Origin of the sequence: Pantoea sp. Ap-967 (assembly GCF_011752565.1) — a bacterium.
Classification (GTDB): Bacteria; Pseudomonadota; Gammaproteobacteria; order Pseudomonadales; family Pseudomonadaceae; genus Aquipseudomonas.
Genome location: NZ_VWXK01000001.1, coordinates 58,333 through 76,592 on the forward strand (window position 1 = coordinate 58,333; position 18,260 = coordinate 76,592).

General features: G+C 52.6%; 17 protein-coding genes and 2 pseudogenes. 9 read left to right on the forward strand and 10 right to left on the reverse strand.

Going from position 1 to position 18,260, the window contains the following annotated elements:
• Positions 1-22: 22 nt before the first annotated feature.
• The 6 genes from F3J45_RS00285 to F3J45_RS00310 form a co-directional block, all read right to left on the reverse strand.
• Positions 23-688: a GntR family transcriptional regulator gene (locus F3J45_RS00285; protein ID WP_167055408.1), complete on the reverse strand. Its 666-nt coding sequence runs from the start codon at positions 686-688 to the stop codon at positions 23-25.
• Positions 689-929: 241 nt separating this feature from the next.
• Positions 930-1,703, reverse strand: coding sequence for a class II aldolase/adducin family protein (locus F3J45_RS00290; protein WP_167055411.1), 774 nt, complete (start codon positions 1,701-1,703; stop codon positions 930-932).
• A gap of 91 nt (positions 1,704-1,794) precedes the next feature.
• Positions 1,795-2,382, reverse strand: a complete 588-nt coding sequence (locus F3J45_RS00295) for an HD domain-containing protein (protein WP_167055414.1) — start codon at positions 2,380-2,382, stop codon at positions 1,795-1,797.
• Between the two features lie 119 nt (positions 2,383-2,501).
• The gene (locus tag F3J45_RS00300) at positions 2,502-4,019 is read right to left on the reverse strand and encodes a cytosine permease (protein ID WP_205300325.1); all 1,518 of its coding nucleotides are present in this window, start codon (positions 4,017-4,019) and stop codon (positions 2,502-2,504) included.
• Between the two features lie 165 nt (positions 4,020-4,184).
• Positions 4,185-5,894: an NAD(P)/FAD-dependent oxidoreductase gene (locus tag F3J45_RS00305; protein WP_167055417.1), complete on the reverse strand. Its 1,710-nt coding sequence runs from the start codon at positions 5,892-5,894 to the stop codon at positions 4,185-4,187.
• Between the two features lie 348 nt (positions 5,895-6,242).
• Positions 6,243-7,679: a gamma-aminobutyraldehyde dehydrogenase gene (locus F3J45_RS00310; protein WP_205300355.1), complete on the reverse strand. Its 1,437-nt coding sequence runs from the start codon at positions 7,677-7,679 to the stop codon at positions 6,243-6,245.
• Between the two features lie 796 nt (positions 7,680-8,475).
• Here F3J45_RS00310 and F3J45_RS00320 point away from each other — a divergent pair.
• Positions 8,476-8,786, forward strand: a pseudogene (locus F3J45_RS00320) (DegT/DnrJ/EryC1/StrS family aminotransferase).
• A 239-nt stretch (positions 8,787-9,025) separates the two neighbouring features.
• On the opposite strand, the gene F3J45_RS00325 reads toward F3J45_RS00320, so the two are convergent.
• Complete coding sequence (locus tag F3J45_RS00325; protein ID WP_205300326.1) at positions 9,026-9,439, reverse strand: MarR family winged helix-turn-helix transcriptional regulator; 414 nt, start codon at positions 9,437-9,439, stop codon at positions 9,026-9,028.
• Positions 9,440-9,628: 189 nt separating this feature from the next.
• On the opposite strand from F3J45_RS00325, the gene F3J45_RS00330 reads away from it, so the two are divergent.
• From F3J45_RS00330 to F3J45_RS30450, 5 genes are read left to right on the forward strand one after another with little or no spacing between them, the layout of a single operon-like run.
• Entirely contained in the window at positions 9,629-10,435 is an 807-nt protein-coding gene (locus tag F3J45_RS00330) for a crotonase/enoyl-CoA hydratase family protein (RefSeq protein WP_205300327.1), read from the forward strand.
• Between the two features lie 49 nt (positions 10,436-10,484).
• Complete coding sequence (locus F3J45_RS00335; protein WP_167055422.1) at positions 10,485-12,659, forward strand: acetate--CoA ligase family protein; 2,175 nt, start codon at positions 10,485-10,487, stop codon at positions 12,657-12,659.
• A complete protein-coding gene (locus tag F3J45_RS00340) occupies positions 12,656-13,417 on the forward strand; it encodes an SDR family NAD(P)-dependent oxidoreductase (protein WP_167055425.1) in 762 nt (253 codons plus the stop codon). Before F3J45_RS00335 ends, F3J45_RS00340 begins: the two co-directional genes overlap by 4 nt.
• Positions 13,418-13,475: 58 nt before the next feature.
• On the forward strand, positions 13,476-14,657 hold the full coding sequence (locus tag F3J45_RS00345; RefSeq protein ID WP_167055428.1) for a thiolase domain-containing protein: 1,182 nt from the start codon (positions 13,476-13,478) through the stop codon (positions 14,655-14,657).
• Positions 14,658-14,659: 2 nt separating this feature from the next.
• Complete coding sequence (locus tag F3J45_RS30450; RefSeq protein ID WP_167055431.1) at positions 14,660-15,043, forward strand: OB-fold domain-containing protein; 384 nt, start codon at positions 14,660-14,662, stop codon at positions 15,041-15,043.
• 150 nt (positions 15,044-15,193) lie between these two features.
• On the opposite strand, the gene F3J45_RS00355 is transcribed toward F3J45_RS30450, so the two are convergent.
• Positions 15,194-15,667, reverse strand: coding sequence for a MarR family winged helix-turn-helix transcriptional regulator (locus tag F3J45_RS00355; RefSeq protein WP_167055434.1), 474 nt, complete (start codon positions 15,665-15,667; stop codon positions 15,194-15,196).
• A 472-nt stretch (positions 15,668-16,139) separates the two neighbouring features.
• Here F3J45_RS00355 and F3J45_RS29960 point away from each other — a divergent pair, with 472 nt between their 5' ends.
• Genes F3J45_RS29960 through F3J45_RS00370 form a run of 3 tightly spaced genes read left to right on the forward strand, consistent with a single transcriptional unit; the run spans position 16,140 to position 17,453 of the window.
• The gene (locus tag F3J45_RS29960; protein ID WP_167055460.1) at positions 16,140-16,394 is read left to right on the forward strand and encodes a helix-hairpin-helix domain-containing protein; all 255 of its coding nucleotides are present in this window, start codon (positions 16,140-16,142) and stop codon (positions 16,392-16,394) included.
• A complete protein-coding gene (locus F3J45_RS00365; protein ID WP_167055463.1) occupies positions 16,387-17,100 on the forward strand; it encodes a YafY family protein in 714 nt (237 codons plus the stop codon). Before F3J45_RS29960 ends, F3J45_RS00365 begins: the two co-directional genes overlap by 8 nt.
• A 44-nt stretch (positions 17,101-17,144) precedes the next feature.
• Positions 17,145-17,453: a hypothetical protein gene (locus F3J45_RS00370; protein ID WP_167055466.1), complete on the forward strand. Its 309-nt coding sequence runs from the start codon at positions 17,145-17,147 to the stop codon at positions 17,451-17,453.
• A 140-nt stretch (positions 17,454-17,593) separates the two neighbouring features.
• On the opposite strand, the pseudogene F3J45_RS00375 reads toward F3J45_RS00370, so the two are convergent.
• Positions 17,594-17,704: pseudogene (locus tag F3J45_RS00375) on the reverse strand (transposase domain-containing protein); the annotation flags it as partial.
• Positions 17,705-17,739: 35 nt separating this feature from the next.
• The gene (locus F3J45_RS00380; protein ID WP_167055469.1) at positions 17,740-18,246 is read right to left on the reverse strand and encodes an AAA family ATPase; all 507 of its coding nucleotides are present in this window, start codon (positions 18,244-18,246) and stop codon (positions 17,740-17,742) included.
• Positions 18,247-18,260 lie beyond the last annotated feature (14 nt).

Here is an 18,260-nt window from a genome sequence, read left to right on the forward strand (position 1 = left end):
TCCCACCAAAATTCACGACTAATTAGATTTTTTCAGGCTTTGCTTCTTTGCTGAGATTTTCGTTTTGAGACCAGGCAGCCTGGGCTGCCGTTTCGGCATTCCCAGAAAGAATTGCATCAACTAAGGTACTGTGCTCTTCTATCAGCTCAGAGAGATTGCTATGAACTCGTTCATTAGCGGTAGCAATGTAAAGACGAATCTGCTGCTCGTTCAGGAGATACTGCTGCACCAACCGTTGGTGGCCCGCACCTATAACTATCGTGCGGTGAAGCTCAAAATCGAGTTTGGTTGCCAAGACCGCATCACCGGCATCGCACGCCTGGACGATTGCATCAAACACTCGTTTAATCTCTGAGAACACCGCTGGATCTTTTTGCTCAGCTACAATCCTGGCTGCCAAACTTTCTAAACTACCACGCAGCGTCCATATTTCCCAAAGATCATCATTGGTCAAATTCGCTATTTGCCAGCCGATGTAGGGCGTCTGGATTACCAAGCCCTCTGTGGCAAGCTTGTGCAAGCCAGTCCGAAGTGTGCCGCGAGCCACACCTAGGCGCTCAGCTAGCGGCGTCTCAGTTATTCGAGCCCCGGCCTTAAGAGTACCTGACAATATATATTCGCGAAGAATCTCAACCACTTGCTCTTCAGCAGAGCGTTTTTCAACCGTGCGAACCTGATTGTAATCCATGCAAACCCCAAAAACGCTGCCAAGAGGTAACGAGCCCCCATCATACCCCGGATGCATGGATCGCGCATCATCAATCTGACAGAAAATATGACGTTTGAAACACTCGCAGCCCTTCAACAAGAAGAGATTGACGGGTTAAGGCAGGAGACAATCAAAGGTCAATTAAATGCTAGCGGCTTCGTCTTGAACGCAAGCCGCTATGCATGTCAGCAGGCGTGGCATAGACCATGCCGCTCCTCGACTAGCTCCGATAGTCGCAAACAGAGTTATCGATCAGTCTTAATGCAGCGTCCCAAGCCAATAGATGAGTACCATTAACCCACTCTTGCTCTTCTTGAACTGCGACTAACTCACAGATATCTTCTGAGGGCTGCCGCAGTTTTGCGCCCCCTGACATCGCCATAATCTGCGCTTGGCAGGCTCGCTCCAGGAAGTAAATCAGATTAAAGGCTTCCGCGGCAGTACGCCCAGTCGCTAGGAGACCATGATTACGCATAATCATAGCTCGATGCTTCCCCAGGCTCCCGGTCAATCTGTCGCGCTCACTCGTATCCCAAGAGATGCCTTCATAATCGTGATAACCCAGTCGATTATAGAACTTCATGGCATGCTGAGTTACAGGCAGAAGCCCTGCCTCTTGAGCCGAAACTGCCATGCCTGCTGGTGAATGGGTATGAATAACGTACTCTGCCTCTGGCATGGCGCCATGAATTGCAGAGTGAATGTTAAATCCTGCCTGGTTGACTTTTTCGCCCACAGAGAGATGCGACACAGCCTCTCCAGCATGATCTACCTCGACGAGGTCTGAAGCACGCATCTCGTGAAACATCACCCCAAATTTATTAATTAAGTAGCGGTTAGTAGTACCTGGAACTCGCGCTGAAATATGCGTATCGATATGATCCGTCCAGCGAAAATGCGCCATCAACCGATACAGCGCCGCTAGATCACACCGAGTAGCCCACTCAGCTTCCTGGCTAACACTCGAAATTTTGCCTTGCATCGAACTGGACATACCCTTCTCCTGAAATATCAAGCATCTTGCGCCAAAGATCTACATGAACCGGACAGTAAGAGCCGATTGCTTTAGATAGGACTCAATTACTCTAGCCGTGAACCGCACCATCACTTCCGACATACCGAGGATCGAATGCAGGCCTGGAGAAAATTCTTCTTACCATCGGCTCAAAGTGATCCAGGGTCTTGGTCGGGTAATCGGGATCAAAAGACGCTTGATCCCAAGCTTCGCAGAATCGCACACAGCTTTCGTAATAAGGATGATCTTTGTACATATCACGCTCATTAGGGTCACCACCAAAGAAATGAACATAGTAAAAATTCTGGAATAGCCCATGATGATTGATCACCCAAGTGACCTCGGGCCGAACATAGGGGCGAAGGATAGCTGCGGCTAGTTGCGAATGATTATAAGGCGCGAGTTCATCGCCTAAGTCATGAATGAGGGCCGCCACTATCATCTCTTCATCTGCCCCATCCTGTTCAGCACGCGTCGCAGTCTGTAGCGAGTGCTGCAAGCGATCGATCTGATAGCCAGCCAGGGAGTTTTTCAGGCCAAGCAGGCATTTCAAGAGACGATCAGGCAAAGCAGTTGCAAAATCTGCCTCCAGTCTATGAAGCATTTCATATTCGTGTTTTACGCCATCTTTCATCTGACGAAAAGAAACAGTAGTCATTGCACTCTCCATTCATTCATGCGCGTGCAGGCGCAACACTTCAGTAAAACCGCTTGGCTAAACACCTCGTCAATAGGCGGAAGGATCATCAACTCTCCATCCGCATCGCATAAGATCGTCTACTTCACTCCCACCAAGGTTTTTCGACGCCCCATAAAGGCAACGTAGTACAAGAGGCCGGGCACCACCAATGCCGGCATCCAACTTATGTCAGCCCCGATTGCCAAGGCTATGGAGCCTTTGAAGAACGAGAGGTCCATAAACGGAATTGTCAGAATAATACTGACCAGATATACAGTGAGCGCCAGCACATTGAATCGACCGTACTCGCCCTTCACTTCATACATATCGGCAATACTGTACCGACCGCATCGTACCAGGTAGTAATCGACTAGGTTAATCGCACTCCAGGGCACAATCAGGTAAAGCTGACCAACAAGAATATCTGAGAAGTAAGCGTTAAAATCGTACTGGGTTTTAATCGCAATCATTGTGGCCACCGAGGAAAGTGCCAGCATGATGACAAACTTCACCCCCCGACCAACTCGCGTCATCTTGTTCATGCCACTGAATATCGTGACAGATGACATGTAGGCGCTATACAAACACAGCACATTATATTCGACCACACCAATAACAATTATCACCAGAACTAATTTTCCATACCCCTCGAACAGACTGGATATTGAGGTACCCGGATCTCCTGTCATAATGGTCGGCAATGTGATAGCGAACAGGGCGCCTAGCGTCATTATCAGGAAGGAACCCAAACCGCATCCCAAATAGGTGCTCCAGAAAGTATCGCTAGTTTTTACATTAGCCGGCAGATACCTGGAGTAGTCAGCGACGTAGGGCCCATAACCCAACCCCCACGACGCTGCCTGAGCGATAACCAAGTTAAATGCGCCGATCGAGAAACCTCTATCACCAGCTTGCAGTGCGCTCCAGGTCTCAGGTTTCAACAACAAAATTCCCAGCGCCCCTACAAAAACCATGGTGGACAGAACTGTCATCCAGGCGCCGACCCTGTGAATCAGTTCGTATCCCATGAATCCAATAAGCAGAGTAGCAAAACCAACCAGGACGATCGACAGGTTGTCCGTCAACGGCACTACAGCTTTAATCGACTCCCTGAGCAACACCCCGCTTGCCGCGACAAATAGCACCGCTGACAGAACAACCATTAACAGTGGAATCGCGGCACCTATAACACCGAATTGCGCCCTGCTCTGGATCATCTGTGGAATGCCGAGATGGGGACCTTGGGCAGAATGTGCAGCCATGAAAACCGTACCAATAGCGATACCAATAAACAAGGCCACTACAGTCCAGAAAAAGCTTAGCCCCGCTACGATACCGAGTGTCCCTACCATTAGGGCTGTCACTTGAACATTAGAACTAAACCAAATTGTGAAAAGGCGCCGCGGAGTACCATAGCGCTCTTCATGAGGTACAAATTCTATACTGCGACGTTCCACTTCCATAATCGTAACCTCTAATATTTGAGAGGACGCCATGGCCAGGCTCATTTGCGCTTGAATTAGAAACCCGGTCGAATCTTCCAGAGACAATACATAAGCTTCATGCTCAGCGGGCGAACATCCAATACGGCAAAAGCCGTTAGCATCTGACATCATTTGAAAAACTTAGAATAAAGCGTTCAAATAACGATCCAATACAACTACGCAGCATAGGCAGCGCGACGTCGTACGCACGCTGCCTATTGCGGACTTCCCTGTCCCACCGGCCACCATCCTTAAAACTGATAAGCGGCGCCGAACAAGATGACACTCAACATGCCCCTACTTACTAAGCCGCTCGGTCAATCCTCTAAATATTCGAGATCTAGCAACTTTGTAACCGAGCTTCTGCCCTACATCGGTCTTCAAGATGCCGTCGATCAGGCCTCTGTCAGCCTTATCGAATTTACGCTGAGTCAGGTCATCTTCCTTGCCCGCCAGATCCGCTAGAATTCGCTGGGCGGAATTATGCCCAGGCATCCCAGTTACTCCGCCGCCCGGATGGCTTCCAGCGCCGCAGAGATAGTATCCAGGGATCGGGGTACGGTAATGCGAGGTTTCGGGGGTAGGACGCTGGTCAAATAGATTTTCCAAACCGATCATTGACATATGATTTATGTTCCCACGCGTGATTCCGTATGTGCGATGGAGATCCAGCGGAGTAATCACATGCCTACCCAAAATATGATTCCGCATATTGGGTGCATACCGGAAATAAATTTCGAGCACCTTGTCGGCCCACTCATCTCTCCGTGAATCCCAGTCCCCATGGGCCAGATCGAACGGCAGCTGCTGGACACCTAGCGATAGAGTGTGCGTACCTGGTACACGCACTAGACCGGGGTGGGTCACTGAAGGAATCAGCGCCTCAATGATCATATCGTCAGGGAACTCGCCTTTCTGTTGGGCTTCCCAAGCCTTCTCATAGAGTGAGGGCGATGGGCCGAGGATATTCAAGCCTTGATGCTGTGGCCCAACGGTCCCCGGAGTGAATCCCACGTAATCGGGCAAAGCATCGACCAACAGATGAATCCGAGCCATCGAACCTCTCTGATCAATTTTCTCAGCAGAGGCTTTTGCAGCTGGGGGAAGCGCACCGTCCGGGAGCATGTTCACCAGTGAACGAGTGGGATCCGTTCCCGACACGACCATTGACGCCCGAATGACCTCTCCGCTCGCGAGTCTGACGCCGACTGCACGACCAGATTCAATGAGAATCTGATCAACCTTGGTATCCACCCGGACCTCCCCCCCGCGCTCAACCAAGGCGCGTAGCAGTGACTGGGTAATCATCCCCATCCCCCCTGCCGGTAGGCCGTACCGTCCAAACGCCCTCTCAAACTCACCAACAGCGTGATAGCCGTAGACGTACGCGGTGCCAGGGGTGTGCGGGCTTCCCCAAGTCGAAACTAACCCCATAAACATCATGAGCCCGCGGAGACGGTCAGACTCGATGTATTTGGTGAGAAGAGCTTCAGTGGAGCCCTCCATGAACTCTTGGAAAAGCTCAGTTTCACCCGCCTCACCGAATAATTGTTCCAAAGCGGCACGGCTGGGTGGATCCCCGAACTGGACCGATTGGGTTAGATCACCAAAGCGCTTAAGACGCGTGGCGAATCGCATGAAGCCTTCACCATCGTTTTTATGATGCGCCTCAATTGAGCGAAGCGTTTTGTCGATCTCTTGCCAGAGCATCACATGCTGACCGTCATCCCATAACCCCATCTCTTGCATGGCTGGGGCAGTAGAAGACAAGCCATGACGCTTCAGTTCCAGATCAGAGATAATGTCGGAACTCAGCATCATTTGAATATAAGAGCAAGACGAGAAGGTACCTCCCGGAACAAGCTCTTCACTAGTACAAGCCCCACCGATTGTCTTACGCGACTCAAGCAGGAGGACGTTCAAACCTGCCCTCGCTAGATAATTTGCACAAACAAGACTATTATGTCCAGCCCCTACGAACACCGCATCGAATTCTTGCACAGTCATTTTTTCGCTCCGCTCAAAAACTTGGCAGTCTGCTCGGCTATGCTAATAAAACCGCATACATGCGAGTGGTGGTTCATAATTTCAGCAGGCATTTAATGCCCACCCCATGCTTCTTTTACTTATTGGCAGCGCACTACATTATGAACATCCGGGCATAGCATCAGTTTCTCTGACCTTGAGGTTTCGAGTGGAGCCTAACAACACTGACCTGCTTATCCTGGACGCAAGGTTAAAGCAAAAAATTGCAAGCTTAATTATTTTCATTTTGCACTGTCTCCAGTAATGAAAGAAGCTAGCTGCCAGCTCTACTAGCTTCCCCATATCATCTCACGCTAATGCTCGCAATTATCAGCCAAAATTCATCATGACATGGCGAACGACGGTGTAGTCTTCGAGGCAATAGATAGACTGGTCTTTACCATAACCCGACATTTTCATACCCCCGTGCGGCATCTCACTCAGCAGTGCGAAGTGCTGGTTCACCCAAGTAGTACCGTACTGCAAGCGCGAGCTGATCCTCGCCGCCGTTTTAGCATCACTGGTCCACACAGAGGACGCCAAACCATAGCGACTGTCGTTCGCCCACTCCAGTACTTGATCGGCAGTATTGAACTTGGTGACCGATACAACTGGACCGAATACTTCACGCTGAACAATTTCATCATCTTGGCGCGCGCCTACAATGACCGTTGGCTCGTAATAGAAGCCCTCTCGGCTTGCAGGCTTACCGCCCGTGACAATATTGATATGAGGCAAATCACGAGCCCGATCCACAAACCCCGCTACACGGTCACGCTGCCGCTTGCTCACCAGCGGCCCCAGTTCGGTGCCCGGCTGATCGGTATCACCAATCCGAATCGATGAAACCGCCTTAGTGAGCTTCTCCACCAGCGCATCGTGCACCGACTCATGCACATAGATCCGGCAAGCAGCGCAGCAGTCTTGCCCAGCGTTGTAGAATCCAGCGGAGCGGACAGTCTCCACGACAGCGTCGATATCCGCGTCCGCCATTACGATGACCGGCGCTTTGCCGCCCAATTCGAGGTGCGTACGTTTCAGATTGCTGGTCGCCGCTTGAAGCACCTTTTGACCAGTGGACACATCCCCAGTGAGAGACATCATCGCCACACCTGGGTGGTTACCCAAGTAGGCACCGACCGACTCACCTCGGCCCGCAACGATATTCACTACCCCTGGCGGCAGCATCTCAGCCAGAATCTTACCAAGCTTCAGGGCGGTCAGCGGGGTGTTCTCGGATGGCTTCATGACGACGGTATTACCTACCGCAATTGGGGCGAAAATTTTCCACGTTGCCATCGCCAACGGGAAGTTCCAAGGCGCAATAGCGCCTACCACCCCAACGGGATCACGACGAATAATGCTGGTGTTGTTCGGCATGTACTCACCTGCCGCCAAACCACTCAAAACTCGCGCTGCCCCAGCGAAAAACCGAATGTTATCTACTACGCCAGGAATTTCATCCTCAAGCATTCGCTCGAATGGCTTACCCACGTTGATTGACTCGGTGCGCGCAAACTCCTCACCTTCGCGCTCGATTCGGTCTGCAATCTTCAACAGCAGGGCAGATCGCTTACCTGGTGGAAGCTGAGACCATTCTGCAAATGCACTGCGAGCCGCACGGACTGCCTGATCAACCTGTTGGGTGGAAGCCTCGTTAACTTCACCGATCGCTAAGCCTGTAGACGGATTGAACAAGACTTCCGCCTGCCCCTCCCCGCGAACCAGTTCACCGTTGATCAGAAGGTCGGTCACGAACACTGGCATATCACTCATTACTTCTTCCTCGATTGATGATGATGGTTTGGATCTACGACTAATGAAACCTAGGATGCTAAGAGACTTGACATAAGCGCATACGAAAGATTGCTTCAGCCGAGCACATTTCGGCTCGCAGTAGCAAGCCGGAGTGAACGATAACTCCATTATCGCTGAGCAACGCTACGAGATCGCGCCCCAATGCAGTTTAGGCAGTGAAGTAGGCTATCAACTGAATACAAAGGGCAGTTTGAACCGACAAGGGTCGGAGTTTGATAGGCACACGCTTCTTTCAGAAACGCAGTCCTTGGGATGGTGAGCACAGACTAATGCATTACACATAGGCATTCGCTCCTGCTGTATGGCTGACTCGAACCTAGAGCGGTTCGATGGCCAAATCTACATTCTTATTATTTTGGCATGCAACACGGGTGGTGTGCGCCATTCTTAGAATGGATTGATTTCCCCATTCACTGAGTAAACTTATATCGTCGATTGTCGACAATTGTCAACCGAAAGAATCGAACCAGCGTGAAATACATTTCATAGACAATTTGTATTTTTACAAAATCTATATAAATCAATGATTTATGCATATAAAGGCAACGAGTGTGTCTTCAGGCGCTCGGTGACGACCACGCCGTCCTGGATGAAGGCCGCCCAAGTCTTGAGGTTTTCCTTATCGTAGGTGGTGGTACGGGTTAGAGCATGGCGCGCGGGCCCAACACTGGGTCGAAAATGTCGATCAGGTAGACGCCGGTACCCGCAGCCGAACGCTGGATGATCGAGTTGTAGTCGTAGAGATGTGGACCGCAATACGTTGATGTGTACGGCAGAGCAGGTAGAAGCTGCAATCCCCCATGGACTCGCACGATCATTCCGGCGCATTACGCAGGCGCATCTCTACCTCATGCTCTTGCAGGCTTTGGCGCAAAAAAATGGCATAAGCCTTATCGAGGATGCCGCCCATGCAGTGGGAACCCATTATCGCGGCGCACCGGTTGGCCATACAGCACCGCGATCTTCTCTTTCCATGAGATCAAGAATCTGACCTGTGGTGAAGGCGCCGCGCTGGCCGAGCGAACACGTTCATCCCTACATTGTCGCTTGATCTAAAATCGCCTTTGCGGGTGATTCCCAGCCTTGCAACAAGCCAGGCCAATGCCGTGCAGCACGATATCCTCCTGCGGTCCTCTGCGACGAGCGCGAGAATCAACTCCTTGAGCACGATCTAATGGCTAAGATCCAGATGATTCATTGGTTCGCCCGATAGTACCAGTGGAGCATTCTGTTGACATAGGAAGTTGATTCTACCGCAACCAGAAATGATACGGGCTTTGCAGCTTCTAGAGGTATTAATCCTCCGGCTGAGCCACTAGTTCGAGCAAGGCCATAAGTAAATCCCGCTCACTCGTAGTCAGTCGACTCGCCAGTTTTTCCTCATAGCAACGTATCTCGCCGTGTAAGCGAGCCAGCTCCTTGTAGCCTTCATCGGTGAGCGCCAAGGCATAACTCCGCCGGTCACCTTGCATGGGAGCACGCTCAATCAGGCCCAATAATTCTAGGTTGTCAACCACTTTGACAACACTGGCACGTGTGATCGCAAGCCGCTCTGCCAATCCGGATTGGCTGATACCTGGTTGAGCAGCAACCATCGAGAGCGCAGTCATTCGAGCAGGCGAAATGGTATCTGGCCCCATCATCGTGAAAAAAAGCTCATATGACCTTACCTGAGCGCGCTTAAGCGCATAGCCGAGGGTACCCGCCATCATCTCCTCGATTGGCGCCGCAGGTGACCTAGGGCTGCCAGATGACCGCAGGTGATTCGCGGAGCGGCTTTTCTGTTCTGCCACTGAGTCTTGATATCGCACCTTTTCTCTCCAGCACCATTGAAAGAGACATACTAGCATGCCAGACTGTTAGCCAGGCATACAGTCTGCCTGGCAATGGAATTTTGGATGTCACTTGGAGAACATGAAATGAATTCATCCGCCTCACCGAATTTGGTAGAGCTCGACATAGACGGACCATTGGCAACCATCACTTTAAATCGGGCGCACAAGCGCAACGCTTTAAGCGTCCAGCTCCTGAACGACCTCCAGCTCACCTTTGACAATCTTCCCAGTACTGTCAAAACCGCAATTTTGCTCGGTGCAGGCGAACATTTCAGCGCCGGATTGGATCTCTCTGAACTCACAGAATCCACCGCAGTAGAAGGCATGCAAGCATCCGCCATTTGGTACGAGGCCTTTCGCAAAATTCAGTTTGGCCGTGTACCTGTAATCACAGTTCTTCATGGCGCGGTCGTGGGTGGAGGACTTGAACTGGCCTCCGCTCTCCACATTCGGATCGCCGAGGAGAACGCTTACTTCGCGCTGCCTGAAGGACAGCGCGGGATCTTCCTGGGTGGTAGTGGCTCAGTTCGGATCACTAAGCTGATCGGCTTCTCGCGCTTGACCGAAATGATGCTCACCGGCCGAGTGATAAACGCGGATGAAGCGCATCGCATTGGATTGGCGCACTACGTCGTTCCCAACGGTGAAGGCTTGAATCTGGCGAAAGAGCTCGCACTGAAAGTGGCAGCTAATGCCTCACTCTCCAATTACGCCATTCTGAACGCTCTGCCTCTTATTGCTGAGCAACCGATGTCACATGGGCTCCTCACAGAAGCGCTTATGTCGGCAATCACCCAAAGCGATCCAGAAGCAAAATCGCGCCTGAACGCTTTTCTAGACAAGCGTGCGAGCAAGGTCGCACCAGCCTGAATGGCCTTGCCGATTCCTACTACTGATTAACAAAAACAAGAGGTTGGTTATGGAATATAACGGTAGTCACTCAACCAATTCGCTCAGTATCGAATCTTTGATGAGGCCGAGTTCGGTTGCAATCATCGGGGTGTCGACAAAGTCGGGCACTGCTGGCCAAGTGGTGCTCAACAACCTTGTCACAGGCGGCTATGATGGAGATATTTTCCTGGTGGGCCGCAGCGGCGGAGAGATAGACGGACGCCCGATCCTCTCGACTATCGACGAGCTGCCACTTGGAGTGGAGCTGGCCATCCTGGTGCTTCCATCGGCGGCTGTACTCGACACAGTGAAGGCCTGCGTCCAGCGTCGTGTAAAAGCTGCGGTTTGTTTTGCGTCGGGCTTTGCCGAAATGGGAACTGCTGGGCGCGAATTACAACAGCACATTTCTGACGTCGCTCGCGACGGCAACTTGACTCTCCTAGGACCCAATACCGTCGGTTACTTCAACTACGTTGACGCGTTTTACGTCATGATGGTCCAGCTAGTATTGCCACCGAAACTTGATCCAAGCGCAGGGCCAGCAATCGCTGTCGTGGCTCAGAGCGGCGGAGTGGGTACGCATGTGGCAGCCTCTCTGCGTTCACGAGGAGTGCCACTGTCGTACATGATGACGACCGGCAACGAAGCTCAGTTAAGTCTCGCTGAGCTGATCGAGTTCTTCGCTGAAGATAAACACACCGGCGCAGTCATCGTTTATGCCGAACAAATCCGATCGGCCACTTCTTTCCTCACGGCTGTGGAGCACGCCCGGAGAAATGGAAAAGGCGTTGTACTGTTGCATCCGGGTCGAAGCCAGCTCTCGCAAGAAGCTGCCAAATCTCATACTGGCGCCCTTGCTGGCAACCACGCCGCGATGCAACTCATTACTGAGTATGCTGGAGTCGTGACAGTCGATAGCCTGGAGGAAGCAATCGATGTTGGCCAACTCCTGCTTCGCTATCCTGAAGCACCTAGTGGGGGCTTGGGTTTGGTCACTGCTTCTGGCGCAATCTGTGGCCTTTTGCAGGACTACGTCGAGCCACTTGAGTTGGACCTGCCCCCGCTAGGAGAAGATCAGATTCTTGCACTCAAGGAACATCTTCCAGACTTTCTGCCCCCAAGAAATCCCTTGGATCTAGGTACTCTATTTACTTATCAACCTGAGCTAATAGAACTGGGCGTGCGCCATGTTCTGGCGGACCCCAAAATCGGCAGTTTGATCATCTCGCTCGCGATGCCGGGGCCTGAGGCTTCTGTCAATTGGCTGGAGCACTATCTGCGGGGAAGCGGCGACAGCCAGAAACCGGCGATCTTTGTGATGCAGAACGAAGATGTTCCACTGGCTCCTGCATTTGTCGAACTGGCACAACAGCATGGCGCAGTTGTAATGCGCTCTCCAGAACGTGCAGTCCGAGCGCTTGCACGGTTTACACGCTTTGGGCGGAGCCAAAAAGCGGTCAGCCCGGCAAGCCTCGCAGCTGAATCTCGGCTTCCCCATTTCCGCCTTGGACAAGGCCCAATTTCCGAGTGGCGCGGGAAGGAGGTGCTTTCCCGACTCGGCGTGAGAGTGCCCGATGGCGCATTGGCCACTGGCGTCGATGAAGCGCTCGTAATTGCCAATCGAGTCGGGTACCCAGTAGTGCTGAAGGCACAGGAGGCGACCCTTGCCCACAAAAGTGAAGTCGGTGGCGTCCTCCTAAACATCAAAGATAATTCAGAACTATGCCGCGCGTGGTCCCGGATTCAAGACAACGTCCACAGGGCGCTGCCGGGGCTAAACCTTGACGGGGTTCTGGTCGAAACTATGAATGACCACGGGCTGGAGCTCGTAGTGGGTGCAAGCCGCGACAGTCAATGGGGGCCAATCATCATGGTTGGCCTCGGAGGAGTCTGGGTGGAAGCCTTGGGTGACGTAAAACTGTTGCCACCGGGCCTACCTGCATCCGCGATTGTGGAGCGTTTGCAAACGCTGAAAGCCTCCAAGCTCCTTAACGGCTTCCGAGGAAGCCGTCCTGTGGATCTGCAAGAAGTCGCACGCGTGGTGTCCTTGGTGGGGCGAGTAATGCAAGAACGTCCTGAAATCCTGGAAATCGACATCAACCCGTTAGTGGTCTATAGCGAAGGCCAAGGGGCAGCAGCTCTTGATGCGTTGTTTATCTGCGAAGACCCAGCAAGTACTCCAACCCAGGATGTATCTCAATGAATGTGAAAGATTCTGCAGTACTGGTGACTGGCGGTGCATCAGGACTAGGAGAGGCAACTTGCCGTCACTTGGCAGGGAAAGGGGCACTCGTCACAGTCCTAGATATCAATTTCAAGCGTGCTCAGGAAGTTGCCAACAGCATTGGTGGTCTAGCTATCGCCTGCGACGTTACCTCATCGGAAAGCGTCAGTAGCGCCATCGATCAATCTGAATCCAAACATGGCTTGGCGCGCGTTCTGGTGAACTGTGCCGGCGTTGGATCAGCTCGGCGCGTAGTCGGTCGTAATGGTCCCATGCCTTTGGAGGAATTCACCAAAGTGGTGAATCTGAACCTCAACGGCACCTTCAACGTGATCCGCTTGGTTGCAGCATCCATGCTGAATAGCATGCCGGACGATCGTGGTGAGCGAGGTGTGATTATTACCACTTCCTCGGTAGCCGCGTTTGAAGGTCAGATTGGCCAAGCGGCTTACGCGGCAGCTAAAGGTGGCGTGAATTCACTCACGATTCAACTTGCTCGTGAGTTCGCCCAGTTTGGGGTCCGCGTCATGTCTGTCGCCCCCGGCCTATTCGATACTCCGCTCATGGAAACGGCGCCGATCGAAGTGCGTAATTCGCTCAGCGCCGCGGTGACGTTCCCGAAACGCTTGGGATCGCCGGACGAATTCGCTGATCTCATCGCTCACATTGTCACGAATCAATACCTCAACGGGGAGGTGATTCGTTTGGACGGTGCAATCAGGCTCGCCGCACGTTAATTACCGCGCTGGAGAGCTCGAGGTAGCCTTTCAGCGCTAGACGGATATAGGTAAATCTATGAAAGGTTTGGCTTACATTGTTGGAGCGTATGAGCATCCGACACGACACGCCGTGGACAGGTCACTGGCTCAGCTACATGCAGAGGTAGCACTAGGCGCTCTGAATGATGCGGGTCTTCGCCTTGAAGATGTGGATGGTTACTTCTGCGCTGGGGACGTCGCAGGGTGGGATGCTCCAGGCGTAGGACCAATGTCGGTCGTAGAGTACTTGGGCTTGAGGCTACGGCATCTCGATACAACGGAAGCCTGGGGGTCAGCATACATTAACCTTGTTGAACATGCCGTTCGCGCCATCGCAGCTGGCAAATGCCGAGTTGCCCTGATTACCCAAGCTGGCAAGCCACGGGCCGATCGGCTGTCCCCTCAGCAGCAGCACCATCAACAAGATCAAAGTGCTCCAGAAGCTCAATTCGAGTTGCCTTATGGGGCTGAGGTAGCCAACCGGTATGGCATGTGTGCGATGAGACACATGTATGAGCATGGCACGACGTCTGAGCAATTGGCCTGGATTAAAGTCGCTGCTTCCCACCATGCACAACACAATCCGAACGCGATGCTGCCGAAAGTCGTATCCATCGAAGATGTCCTCTCCTCTCCAATGGTTGCAACGCCCTTGCGGCGGCTTGATTGCTGTGTAATTAGCGACGGTGGCGGTGCAGTCGTCCTGGCGCACCCGGATGTGGCAAAACAGCTGCGTCGTCCCCTCATCACTCCCCGGGGTGCTGGCTTCACGGTTAAACATTTAAACGGCGGTTACTTCGACATACTCGCGTCTGGAGGGATACAGTCAGGCGCCGAAGCCTTCGAGCAAGCGCGGGTATGCCCTGGTGACATCCAGTACGCCTCGCTGTACGACAGCTTCACAATTACGGTTCTGATCCAATTGGAAAACTTAGGCTTCTGCGCACCTGGCCAAGGCGGAGCATTCGTGTCGGACGGCGGCTTGATCTCGGGCATTGGCAAGCTGGCCGTGAACACTGATGGGGGGGGGCTGTGCAACAACCATCCAGGCAACAGAGGTGGAATGGTGAAGCTCATTGAGGCTGTGCGGCAATTGCGCGGTGAAGCGCATCCAATGGTACAAGTCCCCAACTGCCAGTTGGCCCTAGTTCACGGTACAGGTGGGCAGTTAGCTGCCCGGCACAGCAGCGCAACACTGATTCTTGAGCTAGAGGGTTAACGATGAGCAGGATTCCAAGTTCGCCTCAACCGTGGCCAGAGACGGCTCGATTTTGGGACGCAGCCAATGAGGGAAAATTCTTGCTACAACGATGTGTCGAAAGCGGCCGGGCCTTCTTCTATCCGCGTTCGCATAGTCCATTCACGGGTGGAGAGTGCAGCGGCTGGTTCGAAGCGAGCGGAAATGCGATACTGTACACATTTAGCGTTTCTCAGCGAGCTGAGCCGCCCTATTGTCTCGCGTACGTAACTCTGGAGGAGGGACCAACAATCCTTACCAACATCGTCGCTAGCGACTTCAGTGCGCTGCAGATAGGCCAACAGTTGCGGCTAATTTTTAGCGAAAGTGCGACGGGTCAGAAGGTCCCGATGTTTTCTCCAGCGTGAGAAAAGGCTGCTTGACTCGACGTCGATCCGTATCAGTCAAGCGGCCTCCTAAGCACGTCCCTTGGTTAAGACAATACTCAGGTTTCCGGACTGCGACGGCCTCATTTTGCCGGGAGGCCAAATGGCACGGCCAGCTAGCCATTGTGACCTTTAATCTCCAATCGGCGGATCATAATCATTGGTATAGGATACTTTTGAATGCAACCGTCCCAGTAGATTTATTAGCAGATCGATCTCTGCAGGTGATAGATCGCTGAGCAGCCTACGCTCACGCTCAAGAGCGACTTTCAAGACTTTTTCGTGAAGCTGCTTACCCGCTGTGGTCAGGCTGACTGCATATCGACGAGCGTCTGATTTATCGACTTGACTAGAGACGTACCCCCCCGTCTCCAGAGCCTGCAGGGAGCGACTGATAGCGCTCTTATCCAGACCAATGACCTGGCTAATCCGATTGGCCGTAATGTGATCCTCGACAGCAAGCATCGACAGCATTCTCCACTCCACCACGCCGATGCCAAAGCGCTTGCGGTAGCAATAAGACGCCCCGGTTGCCAGCTTGTTGGCTAGAAATGTGAGGAGGCCTGGCACATAGCGATTTAGGTCCAGGTGTGAAGATTCGGGCATAAAAAAAGATCCTTGAGAACGATTTCGCTCGATGGAATTAGTTGACGAATCAACCAATTAAGGTGGGGATGACCTCTAATCGATCCTGTGCAGCATGCCATGCTGGCGAAAACCTCACAAAAATAATGATCGGGGTTGAGTAATGCTAGATCTCACATTTGGTCCACCGCTGCAGGATTGCAGCGCGAGATCGCGTACAGCCGCTTTAAGCTGAGAGCCCGCCCCGTATTCCAGACCTCAACCTCACGCTCCTGACACACCTCATAAAACGATAAGATACAAGTGGTCAAATGATTGTAAGCGTCCGGTTAAGTCACCTTGACGAGCGAGAGCCGGGATGTAGCTCCAAGAGCATAAGCGTCTGCCACCTTCCTGATGCTTACGCTGAGGTCGATGGAGTCCATCTATTGAGATGCCCTCTCCCGTCGTGCAGACTCCGGTTATTTCATAGGCCGATAACAGGAGTTTACGGATGCCATTTCCACCGACGGAGCATAATGCCTTGTTGGCCCTAAAGGGCGTAGGGCCGGCCGTTATCGCTCGCCTTGAGCAGATGGGCATTGACTCGCTAGCTGTGCTCAGCAAAGCGAATGCTTGTGACATCCTGGCTCAGGCATCGGCAGCAGTGGGATCGAGTTGCTGGAAGAATAGCCCCCAAGCTCGGGCCGCCATTAACGCGGCTATCGAGCTTGCAAAGAACTCTCAGGTGGGCACACCTGGTGCGTAAAGCTGATCGCTTATTTCAATTGGTAAATCTGATTCGTGTCCATCAGCCAATCTCTGCTGAACGACTGGCTAGCCGAATTGGCGTTTCCGTTCGCTCAATCTATCGATACGTCGACGATCTTTCCTTCAGTGGAATCCCAATCTATGGTACCGCCGGCGTGGGGTATTCCTTGGGTGCCGACTTTGAGATGCCGCCATTAACGTTGAACAGGCTCGAACTGGATGCATTAATGCTCGGGATGGAAATGCTTTCAGCTTCCGCCGATAACGATCTAAGTGCTGCTGCAAGGATGTTGTTGAGCAAAATCTCAGCGTCCATAGTCCATCATCAGGTTGACCCCAGCACGGCAAAAATCAGGGCACTTGGAACCACTCCTTCCTCGACGCGTGGCCATCTGGCAACCCTTCGAAATGCCATCGAAAACGCTCAGGCGCTGACGATAACTTATACCAGCTTGGATGGTGCAGTTTCGCAACGCCTCATTTCCCCCCTTGGCCTTTTCTACTGGGGAGGAAAGTGGACGGTTGGAAGCTGGTGTAGTACCAGGGCGGCTTACCGCGATTTTCGGGTCGATCGCATAGCCTCCATCGCTATTGCTCAACAACCGTCATCCGACAATCCAGCCCTTGATCTCCAAGCGTATATGAAGCACCAGGCAAGCCAGTGGAAAGCGATCACTGCTACTGACACTACGCTGTCAGTATGAGCTATTGATAATTGGGACTTCCTAACACACAGCAGGTTATCCCTATGCAGCGCTCACCTCATGTACTCGAATTAGCCATTTTCAAGGTCAAACAGGAATGCGTTGCGCAAGTGCCTGTGCTCCGCGCAGGGCTTCGTGAAACGTTAAAGACCTTTCCCGGCTTGATGGAATACCGTGCCTACTGCCCGATGAGCGACGACCGAATCTTCGCGGACTTAGCAATGTGGGACAGTCTTGAGAACGCACAAAAAGTGGCAAAGGCGTTCAACGATGGAGATCCGAGGTTCTCGGAATATATGTACGCCATTGAAGACCTTATGTTCATGAGTCACCTCGCCCCAGAGATGAGTTGACCACGAGGGCCTGCCAGAGCTGGCAAGAGACACCGATGCCTTTACTGTCAGGCATCGGTGTCGTCACCTCCCGTGTAAGTGTTCTCTGATCACTTATTGCTAGATTCCGGGGTAAGCGTCCGGCAACCCGTCTTGCACGGCTAAACCGGACGCCACCTATGCGGCAGCCGCTCTGCAATCTCACTCGCCCGCTGCGTTGGCAGACGCGTCAGCACATCTTTGAGATAGGCATACGGGTCATACCCAGTAAGCGTCCGGCCAACACACCTTGCCATCGCGGGTGACGCTATTCGCTAGGCAGAAATCGGTTAACAATCATCGCGACCGCTTGCGCTGAAGAGATCAGGGCTGTGTCTATGCAAAACGGAGTGTCGTCCCACGACTCATATTCATGGCCCAACACAGATTCCCAGGTTGGTGGCGTCAGCCCGGGAATATCAACTGTCCTCGTTTCTACCCGGCGCTGGTGTTCATTTGTATCGGAGCAAATCACTTGGATATTGGCTAGTTGAACACCAGAGCTTGAGGCGATATCGCTCCACTTGATTCGGCTTTCTCTGACGGGGTTGACGCAATCAACGATGACTGTGCTGCCTATACGGAGATTACTCAGCGCAAGCTCATTAGCGACTATGTAGCCACTGCGCCCCACGTCCTGTGCGAGAGCACCAGAGCTTCGAATCGCCTGCTCAATCGCATCGATCCGTAGATACACGGCACCTGTCGTAGCGGCGAGATCCTTGGCGATAGTCGTTTTTCCGGTGCCTGGAAGGCCGCTGAAGACGATTAGCATTCTATGTCCTTCGA

Excerpts from the sequence above, each read along its gene's own strand:
- F3J45_RS00285 (WP_167055408.1), bottom strand. The coding sequence starts at position 688 with ATGGATTACAATCAGGTTCGCACGGTTGAAAAACGCTCTGCTGAAGAG.
- F3J45_RS00290 (WP_167055411.1), bottom strand. The coding sequence starts at position 1,703 with ATGTCCAGTTCGATGCAAGGCAAAATTTCGAGTGTTAGCCAGGAAGCT.
- F3J45_RS00295 (WP_167055414.1), bottom strand. The coding sequence starts at position 2,382 with ATGACTACTGTTTCTTTTCGTCAGATGAAAGATGGCGTAAAACACGAA.
- F3J45_RS00300 (WP_205300325.1), bottom strand. The coding sequence starts at position 4,019 with ATGATGTCAGATGCTAACGGCTTTTGCCGTATTGGATGTTCGCCCGCT.
- F3J45_RS00305 (WP_167055417.1), bottom strand. The coding sequence starts at position 5,894 with ATGACTGTGCAAGAATTCGATGCGGTGTTCGTAGGGGCTGGACATAAT.
- F3J45_RS00310 (WP_205300355.1), bottom strand. The coding sequence starts at position 7,679 with ATGCCAGTGTTCGTGACCGACCTTCTGATCAACGGTGAACTGGTTCGC.
- F3J45_RS00325 (WP_205300326.1), bottom strand. The coding sequence starts at position 9,439 with ATGGCGGGTACCCTCGGCTATGCGCTTAAGCGCGCTCAGGTAAGGTCA.
- F3J45_RS00330 (WP_205300327.1), top strand. The coding sequence starts at position 9,629 with ATGTCACTTGGAGAACATGAAATGAATTCATCCGCCTCACCGAATTTG.
- F3J45_RS00335 (WP_167055422.1), top strand. The coding sequence starts at position 10,485 with ATGGAATATAACGGTAGTCACTCAACCAATTCGCTCAGTATCGAATCT.
- F3J45_RS00340 (WP_167055425.1), top strand. The coding sequence starts at position 12,656 with ATGAATGTGAAAGATTCTGCAGTACTGGTGACTGGCGGTGCATCAGGA.
- F3J45_RS00345 (WP_167055428.1), top strand. The coding sequence starts at position 13,476 with ATGAAAGGTTTGGCTTACATTGTTGGAGCGTATGAGCATCCGACACGA.
- F3J45_RS30450 (WP_167055431.1), top strand. The coding sequence starts at position 14,660 with ATGAGCAGGATTCCAAGTTCGCCTCAACCGTGGCCAGAGACGGCTCGA.
- F3J45_RS00355 (WP_167055434.1), bottom strand. The coding sequence starts at position 15,667 with ATGCCCGAATCTTCACACCTGGACCTAAATCGCTATGTGCCAGGCCTC.
- F3J45_RS29960 (WP_167055460.1), top strand. The coding sequence starts at position 16,140 with ATGCCATTTCCACCGACGGAGCATAATGCCTTGTTGGCCCTAAAGGGC.
- F3J45_RS00370 (WP_167055466.1), top strand. The coding sequence starts at position 17,145 with ATGCAGCGCTCACCTCATGTACTCGAATTAGCCATTTTCAAGGTCAAA.
- F3J45_RS00380 (WP_167055469.1), bottom strand. The coding sequence starts at position 18,246 with ATGCTAATCGTCTTCAGCGGCCTTCCAGGCACCGGAAAAACGACTATC.